This window comes from Marinimicrobium sp. C6131 (assembly GCF_026153455.1).
In the GTDB taxonomy this organism is placed as follows: Bacteria; Pseudomonadota; Gammaproteobacteria; order Pseudomonadales; family Cellvibrionaceae; genus Marinimicrobium.
Genome location: NZ_CP110629.1, coordinates 3,716,545 through 3,735,438, shown reverse-complemented (window position 1 = coordinate 3,735,438; position 18,894 = coordinate 3,716,545). Strand labels below are relative to the sequence as shown.

At 57.5% G+C, this 18,894-nt stretch carries 16 protein-coding genes; 6 read left to right on the top strand and 10 right to left on the bottom strand.

The window, feature by feature from the left end:
* Positions 1 to 36 precede the first annotated feature (36 nt).
* Positions 37 to 1,089 (top strand): class I fructose-bisphosphate aldolase, encoded by a 1,053-nt coding sequence (locus OOT55_RS15950; RefSeq protein WP_265366829.1) that lies wholly within the window; start codon positions 37 to 39, stop codon positions 1,087 to 1,089.
* Between the two features lie 62 nt (positions 1,090 to 1,151).
* On the opposite strand, the gene OOT55_RS15945 is transcribed toward OOT55_RS15950, so the two are convergent.
* Together OOT55_RS15945 and OOT55_RS15940 are read right to left on the bottom strand one after the other, a co-directional pair.
* Positions 1,152 to 2,252 (bottom strand): pectinesterase family protein, encoded by a 1,101-nt coding sequence (locus OOT55_RS15945; RefSeq protein ID WP_265366828.1) that lies wholly within the window; start codon positions 2,250 to 2,252, stop codon positions 1,152 to 1,154.
* Between the two features lie 64 nt (positions 2,253 to 2,316).
* Positions 2,317 to 3,792, bottom strand: a complete 1,476-nt coding sequence (locus OOT55_RS15940; protein ID WP_265366827.1) for a mannitol dehydrogenase family protein — start codon at positions 3,790 to 3,792, stop codon at positions 2,317 to 2,319.
* Between the two features lie 213 nt (positions 3,793 to 4,005).
* Between OOT55_RS15940 and OOT55_RS15935 the strand changes: the two genes are divergently transcribed.
* Entirely contained in the window at positions 4,006 to 4,941 is a 936-nt protein-coding gene (locus tag OOT55_RS15935; RefSeq protein WP_265366826.1) for a sugar kinase, read from the top strand.
* A 62-nt stretch (positions 4,942 to 5,003) separates the two neighbouring features.
* Here OOT55_RS15935 and OOT55_RS15930 read toward each other — a convergent pair whose 3' ends face one another.
* The 8 genes from OOT55_RS15930 to OOT55_RS15895 form a co-directional block, all read right to left on the bottom strand.
* A complete protein-coding gene (locus OOT55_RS15930; RefSeq protein ID WP_265366825.1) occupies positions 5,004 to 5,387 on the bottom strand; it encodes a VOC family protein in 384 nt (127 codons plus the stop codon).
* 19 nt (positions 5,388 to 5,406) lie between these two features.
* Positions 5,407 to 6,708, bottom strand: coding sequence for a TRAP transporter large permease (locus OOT55_RS15925; RefSeq protein ID WP_265366824.1), 1,302 nt, complete (start codon positions 6,706 to 6,708; stop codon positions 5,407 to 5,409).
* A gap of 37 nt (positions 6,709 to 6,745) precedes the next feature.
* Positions 6,746 to 7,243 (bottom strand): TRAP transporter small permease, encoded by a 498-nt coding sequence (locus OOT55_RS15920; RefSeq protein WP_416140964.1) that lies wholly within the window; start codon positions 7,241 to 7,243, stop codon positions 6,746 to 6,748.
* A 17-nt stretch (positions 7,244 to 7,260) separates the two neighbouring features.
* Positions 7,261 to 8,220: a TRAP transporter substrate-binding protein gene (locus OOT55_RS15915; RefSeq protein ID WP_416141008.1), complete on the bottom strand. Its 960-nt coding sequence runs from the start codon at positions 8,218 to 8,220 to the stop codon at positions 7,261 to 7,263.
* A 560-nt stretch (positions 8,221 to 8,780) separates the two neighbouring features.
* A complete protein-coding gene (locus OOT55_RS15910; protein WP_265366823.1) occupies positions 8,781 to 10,187 on the bottom strand; it encodes an NAD(P)(+) transhydrogenase (Re/Si-specific) subunit beta in 1,407 nt (468 codons plus the stop codon).
* Positions 10,188 to 10,199: 12 nt separating this feature from the next.
* Positions 10,200 to 10,484, bottom strand: a complete 285-nt coding sequence (locus tag OOT55_RS15905) for an NAD(P) transhydrogenase subunit alpha (RefSeq protein ID WP_024462101.1) — start codon at positions 10,482 to 10,484, stop codon at positions 10,200 to 10,202.
* A 10-nt stretch (positions 10,485 to 10,494) separates the two neighbouring features.
* Entirely contained in the window at positions 10,495 to 11,649 is a 1,155-nt protein-coding gene (locus OOT55_RS15900; RefSeq protein WP_265366822.1) for a Re/Si-specific NAD(P)(+) transhydrogenase subunit alpha, read from the bottom strand.
* Positions 11,650 to 11,917: 268 nt separating this feature from the next.
* Entirely contained in the window at positions 11,918 to 13,438 is a 1,521-nt protein-coding gene (locus OOT55_RS15895; RefSeq protein ID WP_265366821.1) for a UxaA family hydrolase, read from the bottom strand.
* On the opposite strand from OOT55_RS15895, the gene OOT55_RS15890 reads away from it, so the two are divergent.
* The 4 genes from OOT55_RS15890 to OOT55_RS15875 all read left to right on the top strand — a co-directional run bounded on the left by OOT55_RS15890 (position 13,421) and on the right by OOT55_RS15875 (position 18,833).
* Positions 13,421 to 13,888, top strand: coding sequence for a hypothetical protein (locus tag OOT55_RS15890; RefSeq protein WP_265366820.1), 468 nt, complete (start codon positions 13,421 to 13,423; stop codon positions 13,886 to 13,888). The two genes, OOT55_RS15895 and OOT55_RS15890, sit on opposite strands and share 18 nt — an antisense overlap.
* A gap of 728 nt (positions 13,889 to 14,616) precedes the next feature.
* The gene (locus OOT55_RS15885) at positions 14,617 to 17,142 is read left to right on the top strand and encodes a glycoside hydrolase family 88 protein (protein ID WP_265366819.1); all 2,526 of its coding nucleotides are present in this window, start codon (positions 14,617 to 14,619) and stop codon (positions 17,140 to 17,142) included.
* Between the two features lie 45 nt (positions 17,143 to 17,187).
* Entirely contained in the window at positions 17,188 to 18,027 is an 840-nt protein-coding gene (gene kduI / locus OOT55_RS15880) for a 5-dehydro-4-deoxy-D-glucuronate isomerase (protein ID WP_265366818.1), read from the top strand.
* An 11-nt stretch (positions 18,028 to 18,038) separates the two neighbouring features.
* Positions 18,039 to 18,833, top strand: coding sequence for a gluconate 5-dehydrogenase (locus tag OOT55_RS15875; RefSeq protein WP_265366817.1), 795 nt, complete (start codon positions 18,039 to 18,041; stop codon positions 18,831 to 18,833).
* Positions 18,834 to 18,894 lie beyond the last annotated feature (61 nt).

The window sequence follows — 18,894 nt, the reverse complement described above, 5'->3', positions numbered from 1 at the left end:
CGAGTGCGCGTATCAACCAACTGAGAGACGAAAGACATGAACGATATCACCAAGCTGTTGGGTGAAGAGGCGGACAGCCTGCTCACTCACCGTTGTGAAAAAATCACTCAGGATCAGCTGACGCTTCCCGGCGCCGATTACGTCAGCCAGACCTTTTCCCAGACCGATCGACCGATTCCGGTACTTCGGGCCTATCAGCAACTGCTCAATCACGGCCGCCTGGCCGGCACCGGCTACCTGTCGATTCTGCCGGTTGACCAGGGTATTGAGCACTCGGCGGGCGCTTCCTTCGCGCCCAACCCACTGTACTTTGACCCCAAGAACATTGTCGAGCTCGCCATTGAGGGGGGCTGCAATGCGGTGGCGTCAACTCTGGGGGCATTGGGTTCTGTCGCCCGTCAGTACGCCCACCGTATTCCGTTCGTGGTCAAGTTGAACCACAACGACGCCCTGGTCTACCCGACCTCTTACGATCAGACGCTGTTCGGGCAGGTCAAGCAGGCCTACGACATGGGGGCCGTCGCCATCGGCGCCACCATTTATTTCGGATCGGAGAATTCCCGCCGTCAGCTGCAGGAAATCAGTGCCGCCTTCGAACAGGCGCACGAGCTGGGCATGATGACCATTCTCTGGACCTACTTGCGCAATGGTGATTTCAAACAGGATGGCGTTGACTACCATACGGCAGCCGACCTGACCGGACAGGCCAACCACCTGGGCGTGACCATCAAGGCGGATATCATCAAGCAGAAAATGGCGGAGAACAACGGTGGCTTTAACGCGGTGAAAGTCGGAAAGACCCACCCGAAAGTTTACAGTCACTTGTCCAGCGACCACCCGATCGATCTGGTCCGCTATCAGGTGGCGAACTGCTACATGGGTCGAATCGGTCTGATCAATTCCGGCGGCGCCTCCACCGGTGCGGGCGATCTCGCTCAGGCAGTGCGCACCTCGGTGATCAACAAACGCGCCGGCGGCATGGGACTGATTTCCGGTCGCAAAGCATTTCAGCGACCGATGAACGAAGGGGTGGAACTGCTGAATGCCATTCAGGATGTGTACCTGGACAAGCGCATCACGATCGCGTAACTCGGGCGCTACCGGCGACCAACGAAAACGGCAGGCATGTCCTGCCGTTTTTATATCACCGGTTACTCCTCCGGAGCCCAGTCCCCAAAAATCGTATCAATCCGGTAGCGCTTGACCTCCGCCTCGGATAGATGACGCCGCTGTTCATGCTGTTGCGCGCCGGGGCCTTCGCTGCCGTATTCAAAGAAGCGGGAGTCTTCCGGGTAAAACCACATCTTGCCGCCATCCGGAGCCGTACCGCCCATTTTGTCCCATCCGGACTCCTTGATGTGTGCCTCCATATGGCAGCCTATGAATACCGCCTTACCAATCGCGTCCGGGTCTGCATAACGACCGTCATCAAAAGTGGTCGTGGGGTGCCATGGGCGCCCCAGGGCCGTGGAGTTATCCGGCACTCCCGCTTCCCGGATCAGACGGGAGTTGAGGAAGGTGAAGCCAAACTCGGAGTGGATGTCGGTGGAGGGCGCCGTCACATAACCGTGAGTCTCATGTTGTCTGCCGCGGGCCCTCGTCACAATATCCGAATCGGTAAACAACGCATTTCCCGCACCAAAGATAAAATCCACGTTACCGGCGATCCGCGACTTGTCGAACCAGGCGCGCTCGCCATTCATATACAGTGTGTCCTGATGACCGAGCAGTTGAACGTCCCGTGCCAGCACTCGGTCACTGCCCTTGTCCAGGTGCAACGCAACCGCCTGAGTGCCGTTTACCCGGTCCGGGTGGTCCTTGGGCAAGGCATCGTTGGCGACGAAGTCGAAGCGATTCTCGATACTCAAAGAATGAAACTGGACATCGGTGCTGGTCACGCTGACCGTATAGCTGCGAAAAGTGCCGAGGTTTCCCCCCTCTCCGTCACTCCGGCCAGCGAAATCATCGTAGTGAATCCGGGTCTGTTCCATGCCCTCACCCAGAAGGTGAATATACGGTTTGTCGATTCGAAGCTTTTCCCGGTACTCGCCCGCACGAATCAGAATACGATGGGGCGCCTCCCTCGAGTCCGGGGCGGCATCCAGCGCCGCCTGTACGGTCTCATACACCGGAAGATCATCGAACGCGCGCTGTTGCGGGTCCACTACAGCGTGTAGATCACGACGAGCGTCGCCACAACCACCAACCAACACCACGACCAGCAACGCAAAGGCGCAGGAAACGAATCTCATAGTGATTATCTCAACGGTTATTCTGCAAAAAGGCCGGGCTAAATCCGCCCGGCCAGACAGATATCTAGCCAAAATGCTCACGCACTGTCGCCAGTACGCCTTTATCGTAGAAGGACGTAAGCCAGCGCGTCGTGGACGCCACAAAGGCTGGCTCATTGATGAGATCCGAGCCAAACACTTCTTTGATGGACACCACCGCTCTGACCATGGCGGCCGGGTCACCCTTCGCCGAATCGCAGGCGGCACGGAGCGTATCCGCCAGCGGGTCGGAAACGTCTATCGGCTCGCCTTTCTCATCGACGCCGGAGACGTAGCGAATCCACGCCGCCACACCCAGCGTAATGATATCGATATGTCCCGCCCCCTGAAGTTGATCACGCAAGGTATGCAACAAACGCTGGGGCAACTTCTGGGAACCGTCCATGGCGATCTGCCAGGTACGGTGCTTTAGCGACTTGTTACGAAACCGATCGCGGAGTTGACCCTTATAGAACTCAATGTCAAACCCGTCCGGCGCACTGACTGTTTCACCGGCCTCCCGGGCATGATAGGTCTCCACCATCTTCACGAACGCGGGCTCGGCCATCACTTCACTGACATAATCAAAACCGGCAAGATAACCGGAATACGCCAGAGTCGAATGGGCACCATTAAGCAGTCGCAGCTTGATCTTCTCGAAGATCTCCACGTCATCGACCAGTTGCGCGCCTACCTTCTCCCAGGCGGGCCGGCCGTTGGCAAAGTTGTCCTCAATGACCCACTGGGTGAACGGCTCGGTAAACACGGTGCCCTCATCGCGCAACCCCAGAAGCGCCTCTACGTGCTGGCGGTCTTCATCGGTCGTCGCCGGTACAATCCGGTCGATCATCGTGCACGGGAAAGTGGTATTGCTACGGATCCACTGCGCCAGCTGTGGTGACACCTGTTCAGCGAACTGATGCAGCGCCTTTTCTAGCACCTGACCATTGTTGGGCAGGTTGTCGCAGCTTAGCGCGGTAAAGCTGGGAACCCCGGCTTCCATTCGGGCTTTGAGCGCCGAGACCAGATAACCGATAGCGGACCGCGGCTTGTCCAGATTCTTGAGGTCGTGCTGAATATCCGGATTGTTCAGGTTGAGATTCCCGGTAGCGGGGTCGTGACAGTAACCTTTCTCCGTCACTGTCATCGACACAATTCTGATGGCCGGATCTGCCATCACCGAAACCAGCTCCTTTGGGTCCTCCGGACCAACCATGACGGCTTTCACAGCACCGATGATCTGCAGTTTTTCACTGTCGCTGGAGCGTTCAACCAGGGTATACAAACCGTCCTGGGGAGCGAGCTGCTCACGTACGGAAGCAGAGCGCAGACTGCACCCGATGATACCCCAGTCCCCACCAAGCTGATTCAGTACCGCTTCGGTGTAGAACGCCTGATGAGCCCGATGGAAAGCACCGATACCCAGATGGACAATACCCGCTTTCAGGGCCGACCGGTCATAGTCGGGAGTAAGAACGGAAGCGGGCACCTGCCCCAAAGTTTCATTGTTTAAACGTTTCATAACATCACTCTTTCTTTTGGTTGATAGGCAATTGTGAGTCGGGCGCATCACTGCTCTATGGCAGCGTTGTCAATCGTACTCACATTGGCAATCTCTCCCACTCGATGGTATATTTTCTGTTCACTGCCCTGCAATTGCCGCCCCGGCATTCATGCCCAGAGCGCGCGGCACAACCATTACAACATCAACGATCAACCAACAGGCACCCTCTTTATGGCACGTATAGCAGCAATTGGCGAAGTTATGGTGGAGCTATCGCCCTATCCTACCGCGCAGGAGGAGACCCGTGAAATCATGGCCCTCTCTTACGCCGGAGATACGTATAACACCTCCGTCTACATGTCCCGTCTGGGGCTGGAGACCCACTACGTCACCCGCCTGGGGGATGATCCCTACAGCGAGCAGATCATCCAGCGAATGCATGACGAAAATGTCGGCACCGACATGATTGAGCGGGTTGCCGGTCGCTCACCCGGCCTGTACATCATTCGCAATACGCCCGACGGTGAGCGTGAATTCTTCTACTGGCGCCGCGAAGCACCGGCCCGCGAACTGTTTTCCGACCCCAACGAGAGCGTGCGGCTGTACCAGCAACTTCAGGGTTTCGATGCCGTATATCTGAGCGGCATTACGCTGGCGATCATGACCGATACCGCGCGGCAAAGCCTGTTTGATGCGCTCGCCAAACTTCGTGGCAAAGGAGCCAAGGTCATCTTCGACAGCAACTATCGCCCACGCCTGTGGAACGCGGCCAAAGACGCCCAGAATGCCATGTTGGCCATGCTCAAGCACACCGACATCGCCCTGCTGACACTGGATGATGAGCAGCTTCTGTGGGGCGATGACTCCATTGAAGGCTGCAAGAAACGCTACACAGCACTGTCCGAGTTGGTGTTGAAACGGGGTGCTGACGACACCGTACTGATTGTCGATGGCGAAGAGCAGCGAGTCCCGGTTCCCAAGGTCGACAATGTGATCGACACGACCGGCGCGGGAGACACTTTCAACGCCGGCTATCTGGCCGCGCGACTGGGCGGCGCCTCGGCGGAGGAAGCCGCGGCCAACGGCACCCGCTGTGCGCGGGTCGTCATTCAGCACCGCGGCGGTGTGATCGAGAAAACCCTGTTTGAAGCTGGTATCAACGGCTGATACCGAACAGGCGGCGCGCGCCGGCGCCGCCTTTTTCCACTACTCAGGCAAGGCCCCACTGCTTACAGCATCGGCACGCCGCGTTTGCACAACTGGATGCTGAACCCGAACGGGTCACGCATCATCACCAGATGTGAGCCGTCCTGAGGTTTCACTTCCTCGACGAACGTCGCGCCCACTTTTTCAAGTTCCACCCGCTTCGCTTCCGGATTGTCACACACAAACGCCAGGTGCAGAATCAGCGGGTTCATATCCGCATAGGGTGGCACTTCGCCCGGCGGATTGTTGTAGATCTCAATCATGACCTGGCCACCGGAGTCCTTCAGAAAATGAGTCCGGGGCCCGCCGTCCATTTTCCGGGCAACGGTCATCCCCAGATTCCCGGTATACCATTCCGCCACCGCTTCCGGGTCAGCCACATTGTAAGCAAAGTGCTCAATCTTCATAGTATTCTACTGCTCCAGATTATTCGTACAGCCCGAACAAGCGCGGCAGGGCTTCACTGAACGCCGGCACATAGGTCACCAGCATCAGGACAATAAACATTGCGGCATACAGGGGCAACAGCGGTTTGAACATCTTGGCGATGGTTGTTTTGGCAATACCGCAGCCCACAAAGAGCACACTCCCCACCGGCGGGGTACACAACCCGATACACAGGTTCAGGACAATCATGATACCGAAGTGCAGCGGCGACATGCCCAGCTCGGTGACTACCGGGAGGAAGATGGGCGTGAAGATCAGGACCGCCGGTGTCATGTCCATGAAAATGCCGACAATCAACAGAATGAGATTGATGGTCAGTAGAATGACATAAGGGTTGTCACTCAGCGCAATCAGGGCATCGCTGATGGTCTGCGGGATATTTTCATAGGACATCACCCAGGACATGGCGGTTGATGTACCGATCAATAACATCACGATGGCCGTGGTTTCCACCGATTTGACCAGAATGGACGGAAGCTGGTTGATCTTCACCTCCCGGTATATGAACACCGATAATGCCAGAGCGTAGAGCACCGCGATCACGCTGGCCTCGGTGGCGGTGAAGAAGCCCGCCACAATACCGCCGATGACGATAATGATCAGCAAGAGACTCGGTATCGCATCAACAGTTTTACGTACCGCATCACGAAACGGAATACGCTCGCCCACCGGGTACCCTTTCATCTTGGCCCAGATACCACACACCGCCATCAAGCCGGCCATCAACAGCAGGCCCGGAATATAACCGGCAATAAACAGGGCGGCAATGGAAACACCGCCACTGGCGAGCGAGTAAACGATCAACACGTTGCTCGGAGGAATCAGAAGACCGGTTGTGGAAGCGGTCACCGTCACCGCACCGCTAAAGCCCCGGTCGTAGCCCTCTTTGGTCATGGCCGGGACCATGAAACCACCCACAGCCGACGTGGCCGCCACAGCGGAGCCGGAAATGGCACCAAACAGCGTACAGCTGATCACATTCACAAAGGCCAGGCCGCCAGGCAGCATCCCGAAAAACACCTTGGCAAACTCAATCAGGCGGTGCGCAATGCCTCCCTGCCCCATCAGAATACCCGACAGGATAAAGAAGGGAATGGCTAACAGGGCAAAGCTGTTGATACCTCCCGCCATTCGCTGCGCCAACGTCATGACGGCGGGCGTGAAATCAATGGTGAACAGCATCGTCAGCAGGGTTGATATGCCGATACTGATCGCGATGGGGACGTTGAGAAACAGCAACACAGCGAAGCTGAGCACCAACACGACAATTGACAGTTCCATAGGGGTTCGCCTCTCTTATTCGTTCTCTCTGGCAGCGTTAATCGATGGGCAGGTCTTCATTGGCACCCGGAATTTCGCGCAATCGAATGTGATCAATGGCGAACAGACAGATCAGTATTCCACTGATGGGGACAACGCTGTAGATATACCCCATCGGAATCTGCAGGGCTGGCGAAATCTGATTCAGATCCAGAGTCAGCATCATCAGCTTGAAACCGCCGACCACCATCACGCTCGCGGCGAATGCAAAACACAGCACGTTGATCAATATTTCGGTTTTTACCTGAGCCTCGCGAGGCAGGCTGGAAGTGATGATATCCAGCCCCAGATGCGCGCGTACGCGAAAAGCGTAAGCGGCCCCCAAAAGCCCGATCCAGATCAACAGAAAGCGAGCCAGCTCCTCAGTCACGGAGCTGGGCTCGGACAGAACAAAGCGGGTGACCACCTGCCAGGTGACGTCAATCACCATCACCGCCATCAGTACCATCAACACCCAGGCGAGGGCGCGATCAATCATTCTCATTACTCTGTTCATGGGTCTCGTCTCCGCGCTCACATGGATTTGATCTGCTGCAGAAGCTCGTACACGGGTTCACCGCGCAACGCTTCATGCATGGGTTCGACACGCTCCATAAACGGCGTCTTGTCCGGGTATACCACTTCCACACCGGCTTTCTGCACTTCCTCCAGCGCGTGTTCGGTCGCTTCGGCCCAAAGTTTTTTCTGGTAGATCACCGACTCATCCATTGCCTGCTGCAACCAGGCCTGCTGTTGTTCATCCAGCGAGTTCCAGACGTAGTTACTGATCAACACAACATCCGGCACATAGGTGTGCTCGTTGAGCGAGTAGAATTTGGCAACTTCGTAGTGTTTGGAGAGGAAGAAACTGGGGGGGTTGTTCTCCGCCCCGTCAACCACTCCCTGAGACAGGGCGGTGTACAGTTCACCCCAGGAGACGGGCGTGGGCGATCCACCCAGGGCGCTGACCATCGCCATTGAGGTCTGGCTTTCCTGAACACGGATTTTCATACCGGCCAGGTCTTCCGGACTATGTACTTGTTTGCCAACGGTGTAAAAGCTACGACTGCCCGCATCGTAGTAACCCAGGCCCCGCAGTCCGACACTGGCACCGGACTGGAGCATTCTGATACCGGCCTCGCTGTCGAGAAACTCCCAGAAGTGTTCGTGATCCCTGAATACGTAAGGCAGGCTGAACACTTTCATTTCCGGCACGAAGCTTTCCATCGGACTGGCGGAGACTTTGGTCATGGCCAGGCTGCCGATCTGGAGCAGTTCAATCAGCTCCCGTTCGGAACCGAGCTGGCCATTGGAATAGACTTCAAGCTGAACGCTTCCGTCCGACAGTTCATGCAACCGGTCGGCCATGTGGACCATGGCTTTGTGCACGGGCGTGCTTCGATCGAGGTCATGCCCCATTTTCATGTAGACGGTGTCGTCCACCACGGCGTCACAACCGGCCAGGCCGATGGCAACGGCGATGCAACCGAGCATCCGCCGCCAGGTGTTTGGTTGGTTTGATTGCATAATGACCTTCTCTCTTATTGTCGGGCTGACCATGATACAGGGCAGCCTACCCTCTCTCAATTAAACCTTGCTTGCCAATTTTGGATACTGACCGTCCTTGACTTCGGTGTTTTGAACTTGGGAGCTTCGAATCCGGGCTGCCATGGGGTACACCGTTTCGGGACACGCCGTAAACCCATGACGTGAACGGATTCACTAATGCCGCGATGGCATGGATGCCAAGGAGCGGCCCCTGGGGGCTCGGATCGCGGGTCCCCCGCTCTACGGTCCCGAAACGGTGTACCCCATGGCAGCCCTCACTTGGGCAGAAACCTTTCGTCATTGTATGTTCTTTAACGTCACAACACTGAGAGGTTATCGCAGCCACTTAAGTCGTTACCTCTACCAATCGGTACGCGGGTGCGGGGCATACCGGTTCAAGACCGTAGAGCGGGGGACCCGCGATCCGAGCCTACAGGGATGTATGTACGGCGTGTCTTGAACCGGTATGCCCCGCACCCACCCCCGAAACCGAAAGACCACCCAACTTAGTCAAGGTTACGAAGAATCGTCTCAACCATTTTCTTGGCGTCACCGAACAGCATCATGGTGTTGTCCTTGTAGAACAACTCATTCTGCACTCCGGCATAACCCGCCGACATACCGCGCTTGACGAACAGTACCGTCTTCGCCTTCTCCACATCCAGAATCGGCATACCGTAAATCGGGCTCGCCGGATCAGTCTTCGCCGCCGGGTTGGTCACATCGTTGGCGCCGATCACAAAGGCGACGTCTGTAGTCTGGAACTCGCTGTTGATATCCTCCAGCTCGAACACCTCGTCATAAGGTACATTCGCTTCCGCCAGCAATACGTTCATGTGACCGGGCATACGACCCGCCACCGGATGAATCGCATACTTGATCGTCACACCCGCCTCCTTCAGCTCATCGCACATTTCACGCAGCGCGTGCTGAGCCTGGGCAACCGCCATACCGTAGCCAGGCACGATGATGACCGAGCCGGCGTTTTTCATGATGAAGGCCGCATCTTCCGCGCTGCCCTGCTTGACCGGACGATCATCCGCCGCGCCCGCGGGACCACCAGCGGACGAATCGCCACCAAAGCCACCGAGAATCACATTGAAGAAGGAACGGTTCATGCCTTTACACATGATGTAGGACAGAATCGCGCCCGAAGACCCCACCAGAGCGCCGGTGACGATCAGAGCATCGTTCTTCAGGGTAAAACCGATACCCGCCGCCGCCCAGCCGGAATAGGAGTTGAGCATGGAGACCACCACCGGCATGTCGGCACCACCGATGGGGATGATGATCAGCACGCCGATGATGAACGCCAGGGCGGTCATGGTCCAGAAAATCCAGGGCTGCTGATCGATGCAGAAGTAGACGATCAACCCGAGAATCACCAGACCCAGCAATGCGTTCAGAAAATGCTGGCCACCAAAAGACACCGGCGCGCCAGAGACCAGGCCCTGCAGTTTGGTGAAGGCAATCACGGACCCGGAAAAGGTGATGGCACCGATCACGACGCCCAGGGCCATCTCAACGCGACTGGCGATAAAAATGTCGCCGGTGGAGCCCACCAGATCAAACGCGCCTGGATTGGTAAAAGCCGCTCCGGCGACCAACACGGCGGCCATACCCACCAGGCTGTGAAAAGCCGCCACCAGTTGCGGCATCGCAGTCATGGCGATGCGCCGGGCGATGGTGATACCGATCACCGCGCCCAGTACCAGGGCCGCCACAATCCATTCGTAGGATTGCACTTCCGGGCTGAACACGGTGGTCACCACCGCAATCAGCATACCGAGCATGCCGCAGATGTTGCCGGTCCGTGAGGTTTCCGGCGAGGACAGGCCGCGCAGGGCCATGATAAACAGGACCGCCGCGACCAGATAGGCCAGCGAGGTCAGATTCGCGTGTAGTTCAGTCATAAGTTCCCCCGGTTACTTTTTCTTCTTGTACATGGCGAGCATGCGTTGGGTGACGGTAAAGCCACCGAAGATATTGATCGCGGCCAGCGTCATGGCCACAAAGCCCAGGGCTTTGGACAGGCTCATGCTCTCGGGGCCGGCGGCGATCAACGCGCCCACAATGATCACACTGGAGATGGCGTTGGTGACAGCCATCAGCGGGGTGTGCAGTGCCGGGGTGACACTCCAGACGACGTAGTAGCCGACGAAAATCGCCAGCACGAAAATGGATAACTGCTGAATGAAATTGGCTTCCATGACGGCCCCCTTATTGTTCGGACTGGAAAGCGGAGTGAACCACCTGACCGTCGCGCGTCAGTACCGAGGCGGCGACAATTTCATCGTCCCAGTCAACGTTGAGCGTCTTGCTCTCGGCGTCGATCAGGGGCGTCAGGTAGTTGAGCAGGTTCTTGGCGAACAACGAACTGGCGTCGGCGGAGAGTCGACTGGGGATGTTGTAGTGGCCAATGATCGACACACCGTTCACATCCACCACCTCTCCAGGCCTGGACAGGGTACAGTTGCCGCCCTGCTCTGCCGCCAGATCCACAATCACCGACCCCGGGCGCATGCTGTGCACCATCTCGTCGTTGATCAGGATGGGGGCCTTGCGGCCGGGGATCAGCGCGGTGCAGATGGCGATGTCCTGCTTCTTCAGGGTTTCCGCCACCAACTCCGCCTGTTTGCGCTTGTAGTCTTCGCTCATTTCCTTGGCGTAACCACCGGCGGTTTCCGCCTCTTTGGTCTCGTCGCTCTCGACCATCACAAACTTGCCGCCCAGGCTTTCCACCTGCTCTTTGGCGACGGGGCGAACGTCGGTGGCCGAGACGATGGCGCCCAGGCGCTTGGCGGTGGCGATGGCCTGCAGACCAGCCACACCGGCCCCGAGCACCATCACCCGGGCCGGGGCGATGGTCCCGGCGGCGGTCATCATCATGGGCATCGCACGGTCGTAGACGTAAGCCGCCTCCAATACCGCACGGTAACCGGCGAGGTTGCTTTGAGAACTGAGGATATCCATGCTCTGGGCACGGGTGATACGGGGCACAAACTCCATGGCGATGGCGGTCACACCGGCCTCGGCATAACGTTTGATCGCGTCGGGTTCAGCATAGGGGGACAGACCTGCGATCAGGAGTGCCCCTTTCTTCATGGGGGACAGCTCATCGGGCTGATCGCCTTCGCCCAGCAGGGGGCGCTGGACCTTGAACACCACATCGGCATCGCCGAGCAGCGTGCTCAAGTCGTTGACCAGAGTGGCACCGGCCGCCTCGTAGGCCGCATCGGTGATGCGGCTGGACAGGCCCGCGCCCGCCTCCACCGCCACCTCGGCACCGAGTGCAATCAGTTTCTTGACCGTCTCGGGTGTTGCGGCCACACGCCGCTCGTGCTCGCGACGCTCTTTGGGTATCGCTATTTTCATGAAACGTCTCCCTCAAGTGATAGACACCATTAAACATAGCCGCTTTTCCCGCAAAAGGTGGGGATTAGACGGAATGATGTCCTAATCAACGGGCGCCTGAGGGTATCAGGGCCTCGTTTTTTGTTGTCTGGAGTCAACGGAGTGCGTCAGCCGGCGTTATATCGCCTTGGTCCTGCGCGGAGAACACACCGGGTCTCTCACCTCCCGGGGCGCTCTCCTCCGTTGATCCGCGTTCTGTGGGTGCCCTTTGGACCCCCGGATTGATCTCCTACACCACGGCCCCTATTTTCCAGGGGTTGAACTCATTATCACCGTACCCGAGTTTCTCGCTCTGGGTCAGCTCTCCCGAGGCCGTCGCGAGTACGACCCGGAAGATTTCTTCGGCGCATTCCTGCAGGGTTTTCTCACCATCCAGAATACCACCGCAATTGATATCAATGTCTTCCTGCATCCGCTGATACAGCTCGGAATTGCTGGCCAGCTTCAGACTCGGCGCGGGCTTGAAACCAAATGCGGAACCGCGACCGGTGGTAAAGCATACCACGTTGGCGCCCGAGGCAACCTGCCCGGTAACCGACACAGGGTCAAACCCGGGGCTATCCATGAACACCAGCCCCTTTTCTTTCACCTCTTCCCCGTACAGGTACACACCCACCATTTCGGTGGAGCCACTCTTGGCCTGAGCCCCCAGAGACTTTTCCATGATGGTGGTCAAACCGCCGGCTTTGTTGCCGGGAGAGGGGTTGTTGTCCAGTTCAAAATCGTTGCGCGCCGTATAATCCTGCCACCACTCAATGCGATCGAGCAACTTTTGGGCGAGCTCGGGCGTCCTGGCGCGCTGGGTCAGCAAGTGCTCGGCGCCGAAAATTTCCGGCGTCTCCGAGTAGATGACGGTGCCGCCGTGACGGATCAGAATATCCCCCGCCGCGCCCAGCGCGGGGTTGGCGGTAATACCGGAAAAAGCATCTGAACCGCCGCACTGGACCGCCAGAGTCAACTCGCTGGCCGGAACAGTTTCGCGGGTGTGCTGATTCACCCCGGTCAACATGCCGCGCAGCACCTCGATACCGCGCTCAATCGCCTTGCGGGTACCGCCGACATCCTGAATGGTGTACGCCTGAAAGGTATCGGTATCCCCCAGGCCGCTTTCTTCCATTACCCGGCGCACCTGCATGGTTTCGCAGCCGAGTCCAACCATGAGAATGCCGCCGAAGTTGGGGTGACGAGCATAACCGTCAAAGGTGCGTCGCAGGGTTTCATACCCTTCACCATCGGAGCGCATACCGCAGCCGGTTTCGTGGGTGAAGGCCACGACGCCATCAATATTCGGGTAATCGTCCAGCTCGCCGGAGAAGGTAAAGTGCTGGGCGATGGCCTTGGCGACCGTCGCAGAGCAATTCACGGTGGTCAGGATACCGATGTAGTTGCGAGTCCCGACCTTGCCATTGGCGCGCCGATAGCCCCGGAACGTGGCGCGCTCACTCTCGGGCACAAAATCCGTTGGCCTGGCGTTGCGGCAAAAACCATAGTCTTTTTCCGCCTCACCCATTTTGCAGTTATGGCTGTGTACATGCTGACCGGCCTTGATGGCCCCGGAGGCAAAGCCGATCACCTGGCCGTATTTCAATATAGGCTGTCCTTCCGGGATATCCACCAGCGCGACTTTATGCATGGCCGGAATATCGTCGAGCAGCGTCAACTCGGGTTCAATCAGCGCCGTACCCGCCGGAATAGCCCCTTTACACACGCCAACATTATCGCGCTCGTGCAGATGAATGATGTTCGCCAAAATAATGATCACCCAAAGATTGGAGTCTCTGACGCCACTCTCACCTGGCAGAACAGAAACCGTTCGGTGGTAAACAGCCCGCCTGAATCCGCCAGACCGGCCTGCCAATTTCCCGCGCCGCGGACCATGCTGGGCCAGGGCTTTTTGTTGTTCGGGACTCTTTTTCAGATACAGAAAAAAACAGGCGCCTTGCGGCGCCTGAAAAATCGGCAATGGTATTCGGTCAATACCGGGATCAAATTTAGCACCGACAAAGCGGACACCGCAACCATCAGACGCACTCAACGGAGAAGTCCCGCCTGGAAAAATTTCGGAAAACGCAATCTGACAGCGTTGTCATTTGCTCAAAAGGGGCGGCTCATCCCAATTGACATCGCTGTCATACACATTGCGTTAGGAGCAAGCTCATCCGTTAATTTTTTTGTGAAAGACCCGCCATCAAAGCCATGAAACCGTCTCATTCCGAAGTTCACGCAAAATGTAAACGATTACAGATACAAATAAAATTATATGCAACCGTTTACATAAGAAATACCGAAATAGTCAAACTAAAATAATGCAGATTAAAGGAAAAAAATTGTTCTGCGGCCTTGATTTTCCCGTCGGGCCGTACCAGAATGAATCCACTGCATAACGGCATACGCATTTCCGCAGAGGAAATTGCAAGACTCTAACGACAGACCGTTATCACGAACCGTTCGTATTTTCCGTTCTGCGTGCGGCCAATCCGGAAGAGTCTGAATGCCAGCGGTATCGAGCAACCCAAAAACATCCAATGACCGGGTGCTCGAGCCTCTCGTGCGACGATGTAAAGAGGCAAGAGGGAGAGAAGTGGGGCAAATGTATATACCGACCGGTATATACACGGTGAGAGAGACCGCTCCAATCGCTCGGCAACCAACCTGCAAGCAGTGTCGGTTTCGAGCACCCCCGAAATCAAAGGCCACCAGAGCCGATCTTTGGGGACATCAACCAATAAGGCCAAGACCCCGCCAGCGGTACAACCGCTGGCGGGTGAGGTCGTGCCCGGATCAACCGGTTATCGGGCATCCGGATCAGGGACAGACCCCCTTCCACGGAACACCCCGACTCGAGCTTCAGTTCCCGACAAGAGACGGGCGAAATCCGGCCAATAACTAAAAGCACATTCAAAAAGAGAGACCAGAAAGGTGATAACTATGCTGAAATACCCACCGCTTTCCGGCACGCTATTGGTAGCGGCGGCCGCGCTGGCTGGCTGCAGCCAGGAGTCCCCCACCACCGAACCGAAAACGCCGAGCCCCGAGCCAACACAGGCCCAGGCGGCCCCGGTCGCCCAGGTCCAGTTGTCCAACGCCCTGAGCCGCGCCCTCAGCGATGAACCCTTTTATGTCAGCTTTGACGAGCTCGGATTGACGCATCAGGACGCCCTGAGCAGCGAACTCGGTGCCACCGTAAACGGGACTCCTGTCGCCACGCAGCTCATTGATCGTGACGGCGATGGACAGAAAGACGGCCTGCTCACGCTGGTCAATCTCCCCGCGGCAGGCCACATTGAACTGATTATTGATCGCGGGCTCGCCAGTCAGGCGCCGGCGGTGGCCAAGCGCACACAGGCGGAAATTTCCCATAGGGTCGGCGGCGAATGGCAGCCCCATTCCGATGAAAACCGTGAAGGCATGTACGAGTATGTCGGCGGCGAGTTTGAAAATGTCGACCGCCTGACGCCGCCGGAAGAGCACTCTGATCACTCCTACTATATCCGCTACGAGGGCCCCGGCATCGAGTCGGACCGGGTGGGTTATCGGGTCTACCTCGACTGGCGCAACGGCTTCGATATTTTCGGCAAGAAAACCCACGACATGGTTCTGCAGGATGTCGGTCAGGACGGCTACGACTCCTACCACGAGCCGGCCGACTGGGGCATGGACATTCTCAAGGTCGGCGATGCCCTGGGCGTCGGCGGCTACGGATACTGGGACGGCGAGCAAGTACACCGCGTTTCCGAAGTGGACGGGTGGGATGCCAGGATTCTGGATAACGGCGACCTCTATTCTTCATTCAGTATCCACTACAAAGGCTGGCAGGTGGCCGACACCAGGGTTGATCTGACCGCCCAACTGTCCATGACCGCTGGCAGCCGCCTGGTGCACGTCGACCTGGAACTGAGCGACGAGCTGGACAACCTGACCACCGGTATCGTCAAGCACCCGGACACTGAGCTGATTGAAGGTGAAGTGGACATTACCGGCAAGGCCTACACCTATGTGGCCAGTTGGGGCAAACAGAGCCTGAGCGGTGAAGACGACTATTTGGGCATGGCCCTGCTGTTCCGCAAATCCGACCGCGAGGAGCAGACCGAAGACGACCACAACTACGTGACCGTACTCGACGCGGCGGGCGACGATGTGGACTACTACTTTCTGGCGGCCTGGCAGCACGAGCTGGACGGCATTACCACTCGTGAGGCGTTTGTCGAATACCTTGAAGGCGAGGCCGAACGCCTGACCCTGGCACCGCGCGAGCGGCTCACCACCGCTCACAGCCAGGAACAGAAAAGTGCACCTGCGGACGCCGAGGCGGCGCTGAACTGGAGCAAGCGCCTGGCCGACTCCGAGCTGGATCGCAAAACCATGAAGTACCATGTGGACGGCTGGGACACCAACCGCGAGCGTCCGCCCAAGTTTGAATACGACATCATCGGCCTGCTGCCGATGGCCTATGACGAACTCAACGAAGTGGCACCGGCGGAGCGTTACGCCAAAGTTCTGCCCCATGTGACCGGCAGCTTTATTGGCGAAGATGGTGAGATTGCCCGCTATAAAATGACCAACTTCAGTGTGGATAACGTCAAGCCCGGTGTGGGCGTCCTACGCTTGTGGGAACAGACCGGAGAAGAGCGCTTCAAACTCGCCGCCGATCAGCTGCGTGAGCACCTGCATAAACACCCCCGCACCAGCGGTGGTGCCTTCTGGCACAAGGAGCGCTATCCTTGGCAGGTATGGCTGGACGGCGTTTACATGGCCATGCCGTTCATGGCCCATTACGCCCGGCTTTTTGAAGAGGGTGAGCAGCAACACGAGAGCTGGTCCGAGGTGGTCAAGGAGTTTGAAATCACCCGCGAAGAGCTGCGCGATCCCGAAACCGGGCTGTACTACCATGCCTGGGACGAAAAGAAGCAGCAGGACTGGGCCGATCCCGAAACAGGCCTGTCCGAGCACTTCTGGGGACGCGGTTTTGGCTGGCTCACCATGGCCACCGTCGATGTGCTCGACTTTATTCCGGAAGAAGAAACCGAGCTGCGCCAACCGATCATTGATATGATCCAGGAAATCGCCGTGGATCTGCAGAAGTACCAGGACCCCACCGGCACCTGGTGGCAGATCATGGATCAGCCAGAGGCACCGGGTAACTACCGGGAGTCCAGTGCGACCGCCATGTTCGCCTACTTCTACGCCAAGGCCATACGCATGGGCTACCTGGATGACAGCTTCCTTCCGGTTGCCCGGAAAGCCTACGATGGTCTGATCAATGAGTTTGTCACCGTCCATGAGGATGGCAAGATCAGCATGACCAACATCTGTCTGGTCGCGGGACTGGGTTTTGGCCGGGATGGCAGCTATCACTACTACATGAGCGAGCCGGTGTGGGAAAACGACCCGAAAGGCACCGGACCGTTTATCCTTGCCGGCATCGAAATGCACCGACTGCTGAAGGACCAGTAACAGACTGGTACCCTGCAAAGAAAGCGCTATAGCGAGAGAGGTTTTATGAAGATTATTGAAGAACGCTTTGCCGTCCATCAGGACGACTTCAAGCACTACGACACCGAGAAGTTGCGCAAGCACTTTCTGATCGAAAAGATTTTTGCCGATGACGAAGTGCTGTTCACCTATACCCACTACGAGCGCATCATGGTGGGCGGCGCCAAGCCGGTGAACCAGACCCTGAGCCTGGAGCCGGTTTACCAGCAGAAAGCCGACCACTTCCTGGATCGGCGTGAACTGGGCGCCATCAATGTCGGCGGCAAGGGCTTTATCACTGTCGACGGCACCGAGCATGAGATGGAGTTCAAGAACGCCATCTACATCGGTCGCGGTGTCAAGGAAGTCACTTTCCGCAGTGCTGACCCGAAGAACCCGGCCAAGTTCTATATGAACTCCGCACCGGCGCACCACGCCTACCCCACCAAAAAGGTCGGCATGAACGACGCAAAAGTGCTGGAGCTGGGTTCCTCGGAGACCTGCAATGAGCGACGCATCAACCAGTTGCTGATCAACGGCGTGGTCGAGACTTGCCAGTTACAGATGGGCATGACCGAACTGCAGCCGGGCAGCATCTGGAACACCATGCCGGTGCACACTCACAGCCGCCGTATGGAAGCCTACTTCTACTTCAATGTGCCCGAAGATCAGGCCGTGTGCCACTTCATGGGCCCGAAAGAAGAAACACGCCATATGTGGATCCACAACGAACAGGCGGTGGTCTCTCCGCCCTGGTCCATGCACTCCGGCGTGGGCACCGCAAACTATACGTTCATCTGGGGCATGGCCGGTGAAAACCTCGACTACACCGACATGGACTTCCACCAGCCACACGAACTGAAGTAAGGAGCTTCTTTATGAGTCATCATCCCCTGTTTGATCTGACAGGCAAAGTGGCGCTGGTTACCGGCGCCACTCACGGTATCGGCATGGCCATGGCCAAGGGCCTGGGCAGCGCCGGTGCTACCATTGTGGTCAACGGTCACTCCTCCCAAGAGAAGATCGACAAGGCCGTGGCCGAGTATGAAGCCGAGGGCTACAAGGCTTTTGGGTACAAGTTCGACGTCACCAAAGAAGATCAGGTGATTGCGGCGGTCGACAAGATCGAGAAAGAAGTCGGCCCAATCGATATCCTGGTGAACAACGCCGGTATCATCAAGCGTGTTCCCATGCTCGAAATGCCCGTGGAAGAGTTCCAGCAGGTGATCGATACCGACCTGGTGGGCGTGTTCACTATGACCCGTCCGGTCGCCCGCAAAATGGTCGAGCGCAAGCAGGGCAAGATCATCAACATCTGCTCCATGATGAGCGAGCTGGGCCGCGACTCTGTCGGCGCCTACGCCGCCGCCAAGGGTGGCCTGAAAATGCTCACCCGTAACATGGCCACCGAATGGGCGCGCCACAATGTGCAGGTCAACGGCATTGGCCCCGGCTACTTCGCCACCAGCCAGACCGCCCCGATCCGGGTGGAAGGCAACCCGCTCAACGAATTCATCATCAGCCGCACTCCGGCGGGCAAATGGGGCGACCCGGATGACCTGCAGGGCGCCGCGGTATTCCTGTCCTCCAAGGCGAGCAACTTTGTGACCGGTCAGATCGTCTACGTGGACGGCGGCATTCTCGCCACCATTGGCAAGCCTGCCAACGAGTAAGTTTCAGCAGACCCTTTCTGCGGTTTTGATACGGCGCTTCGGCGCCGTTTTTTTGTGCTTC

Excerpts from the sequence above, each read along its gene's own strand:
- OOT55_RS15950 (WP_265366829.1), top strand. The coding sequence starts at position 37 with ATGAACGATATCACCAAGCTGTTGGGTGAAGAGGCGGACAGCCTGCTC.
- OOT55_RS15945 (WP_265366828.1), bottom strand. The coding sequence starts at position 2,252 with ATGAGATTCGTTTCCTGCGCCTTTGCGTTGCTGGTCGTGGTGTTGGTT.
- OOT55_RS15940 (WP_265366827.1), bottom strand. The coding sequence starts at position 3,792 with ATGAAACGTTTAAACAATGAAACTTTGGGGCAGGTGCCCGCTTCCGTT.
- OOT55_RS15935 (WP_265366826.1), top strand. The coding sequence starts at position 4,006 with ATGGCACGTATAGCAGCAATTGGCGAAGTTATGGTGGAGCTATCGCCC.
- OOT55_RS15930 (WP_265366825.1), bottom strand. The coding sequence starts at position 5,387 with ATGAAGATTGAGCACTTTGCTTACAATGTGGCTGACCCGGAAGCGGTG.
- OOT55_RS15925 (WP_265366824.1), bottom strand. The coding sequence starts at position 6,708 with ATGGAACTGTCAATTGTCGTGTTGGTGCTCAGCTTCGCTGTGTTGCTG.
- OOT55_RS15920 (WP_416140964.1), bottom strand. The coding sequence starts at position 7,243 with ATGAACAGAGTAATGAGAATGATTGATCGCGCCCTCGCCTGGGTGTTG.
- OOT55_RS15915 (WP_416141008.1), bottom strand. The coding sequence starts at position 8,220 with ATGCTCGGTTGCATCGCCGTTGCCATCGGCCTGGCCGGTTGTGACGCC.
- OOT55_RS15910 (WP_265366823.1), bottom strand. The coding sequence starts at position 10,187 with ATGACTGAACTACACGCGAATCTGACCTCGCTGGCCTATCTGGTCGCG.
- OOT55_RS15905 (WP_024462101.1), bottom strand. The coding sequence starts at position 10,484 with ATGGAAGCCAATTTCATTCAGCAGTTATCCATTTTCGTGCTGGCGATT.
- OOT55_RS15900 (WP_265366822.1), bottom strand. The coding sequence starts at position 11,649 with ATGAAAATAGCGATACCCAAAGAGCGTCGCGAGCACGAGCGGCGTGTG.
- OOT55_RS15890 (WP_265366820.1), top strand. The coding sequence starts at position 13,421 with ATGAATGATGTTCGCCAAAATAATGATCACCCAAAGATTGGAGTCTCT.
- OOT55_RS15885 (WP_265366819.1), top strand. The coding sequence starts at position 14,617 with ATGCTGAAATACCCACCGCTTTCCGGCACGCTATTGGTAGCGGCGGCC.
- kduI (WP_265366818.1), top strand. The coding sequence starts at position 17,188 with ATGAAGATTATTGAAGAACGCTTTGCCGTCCATCAGGACGACTTCAAG.
- OOT55_RS15875 (WP_265366817.1), top strand. The coding sequence starts at position 18,039 with ATGAGTCATCATCCCCTGTTTGATCTGACAGGCAAAGTGGCGCTGGTT.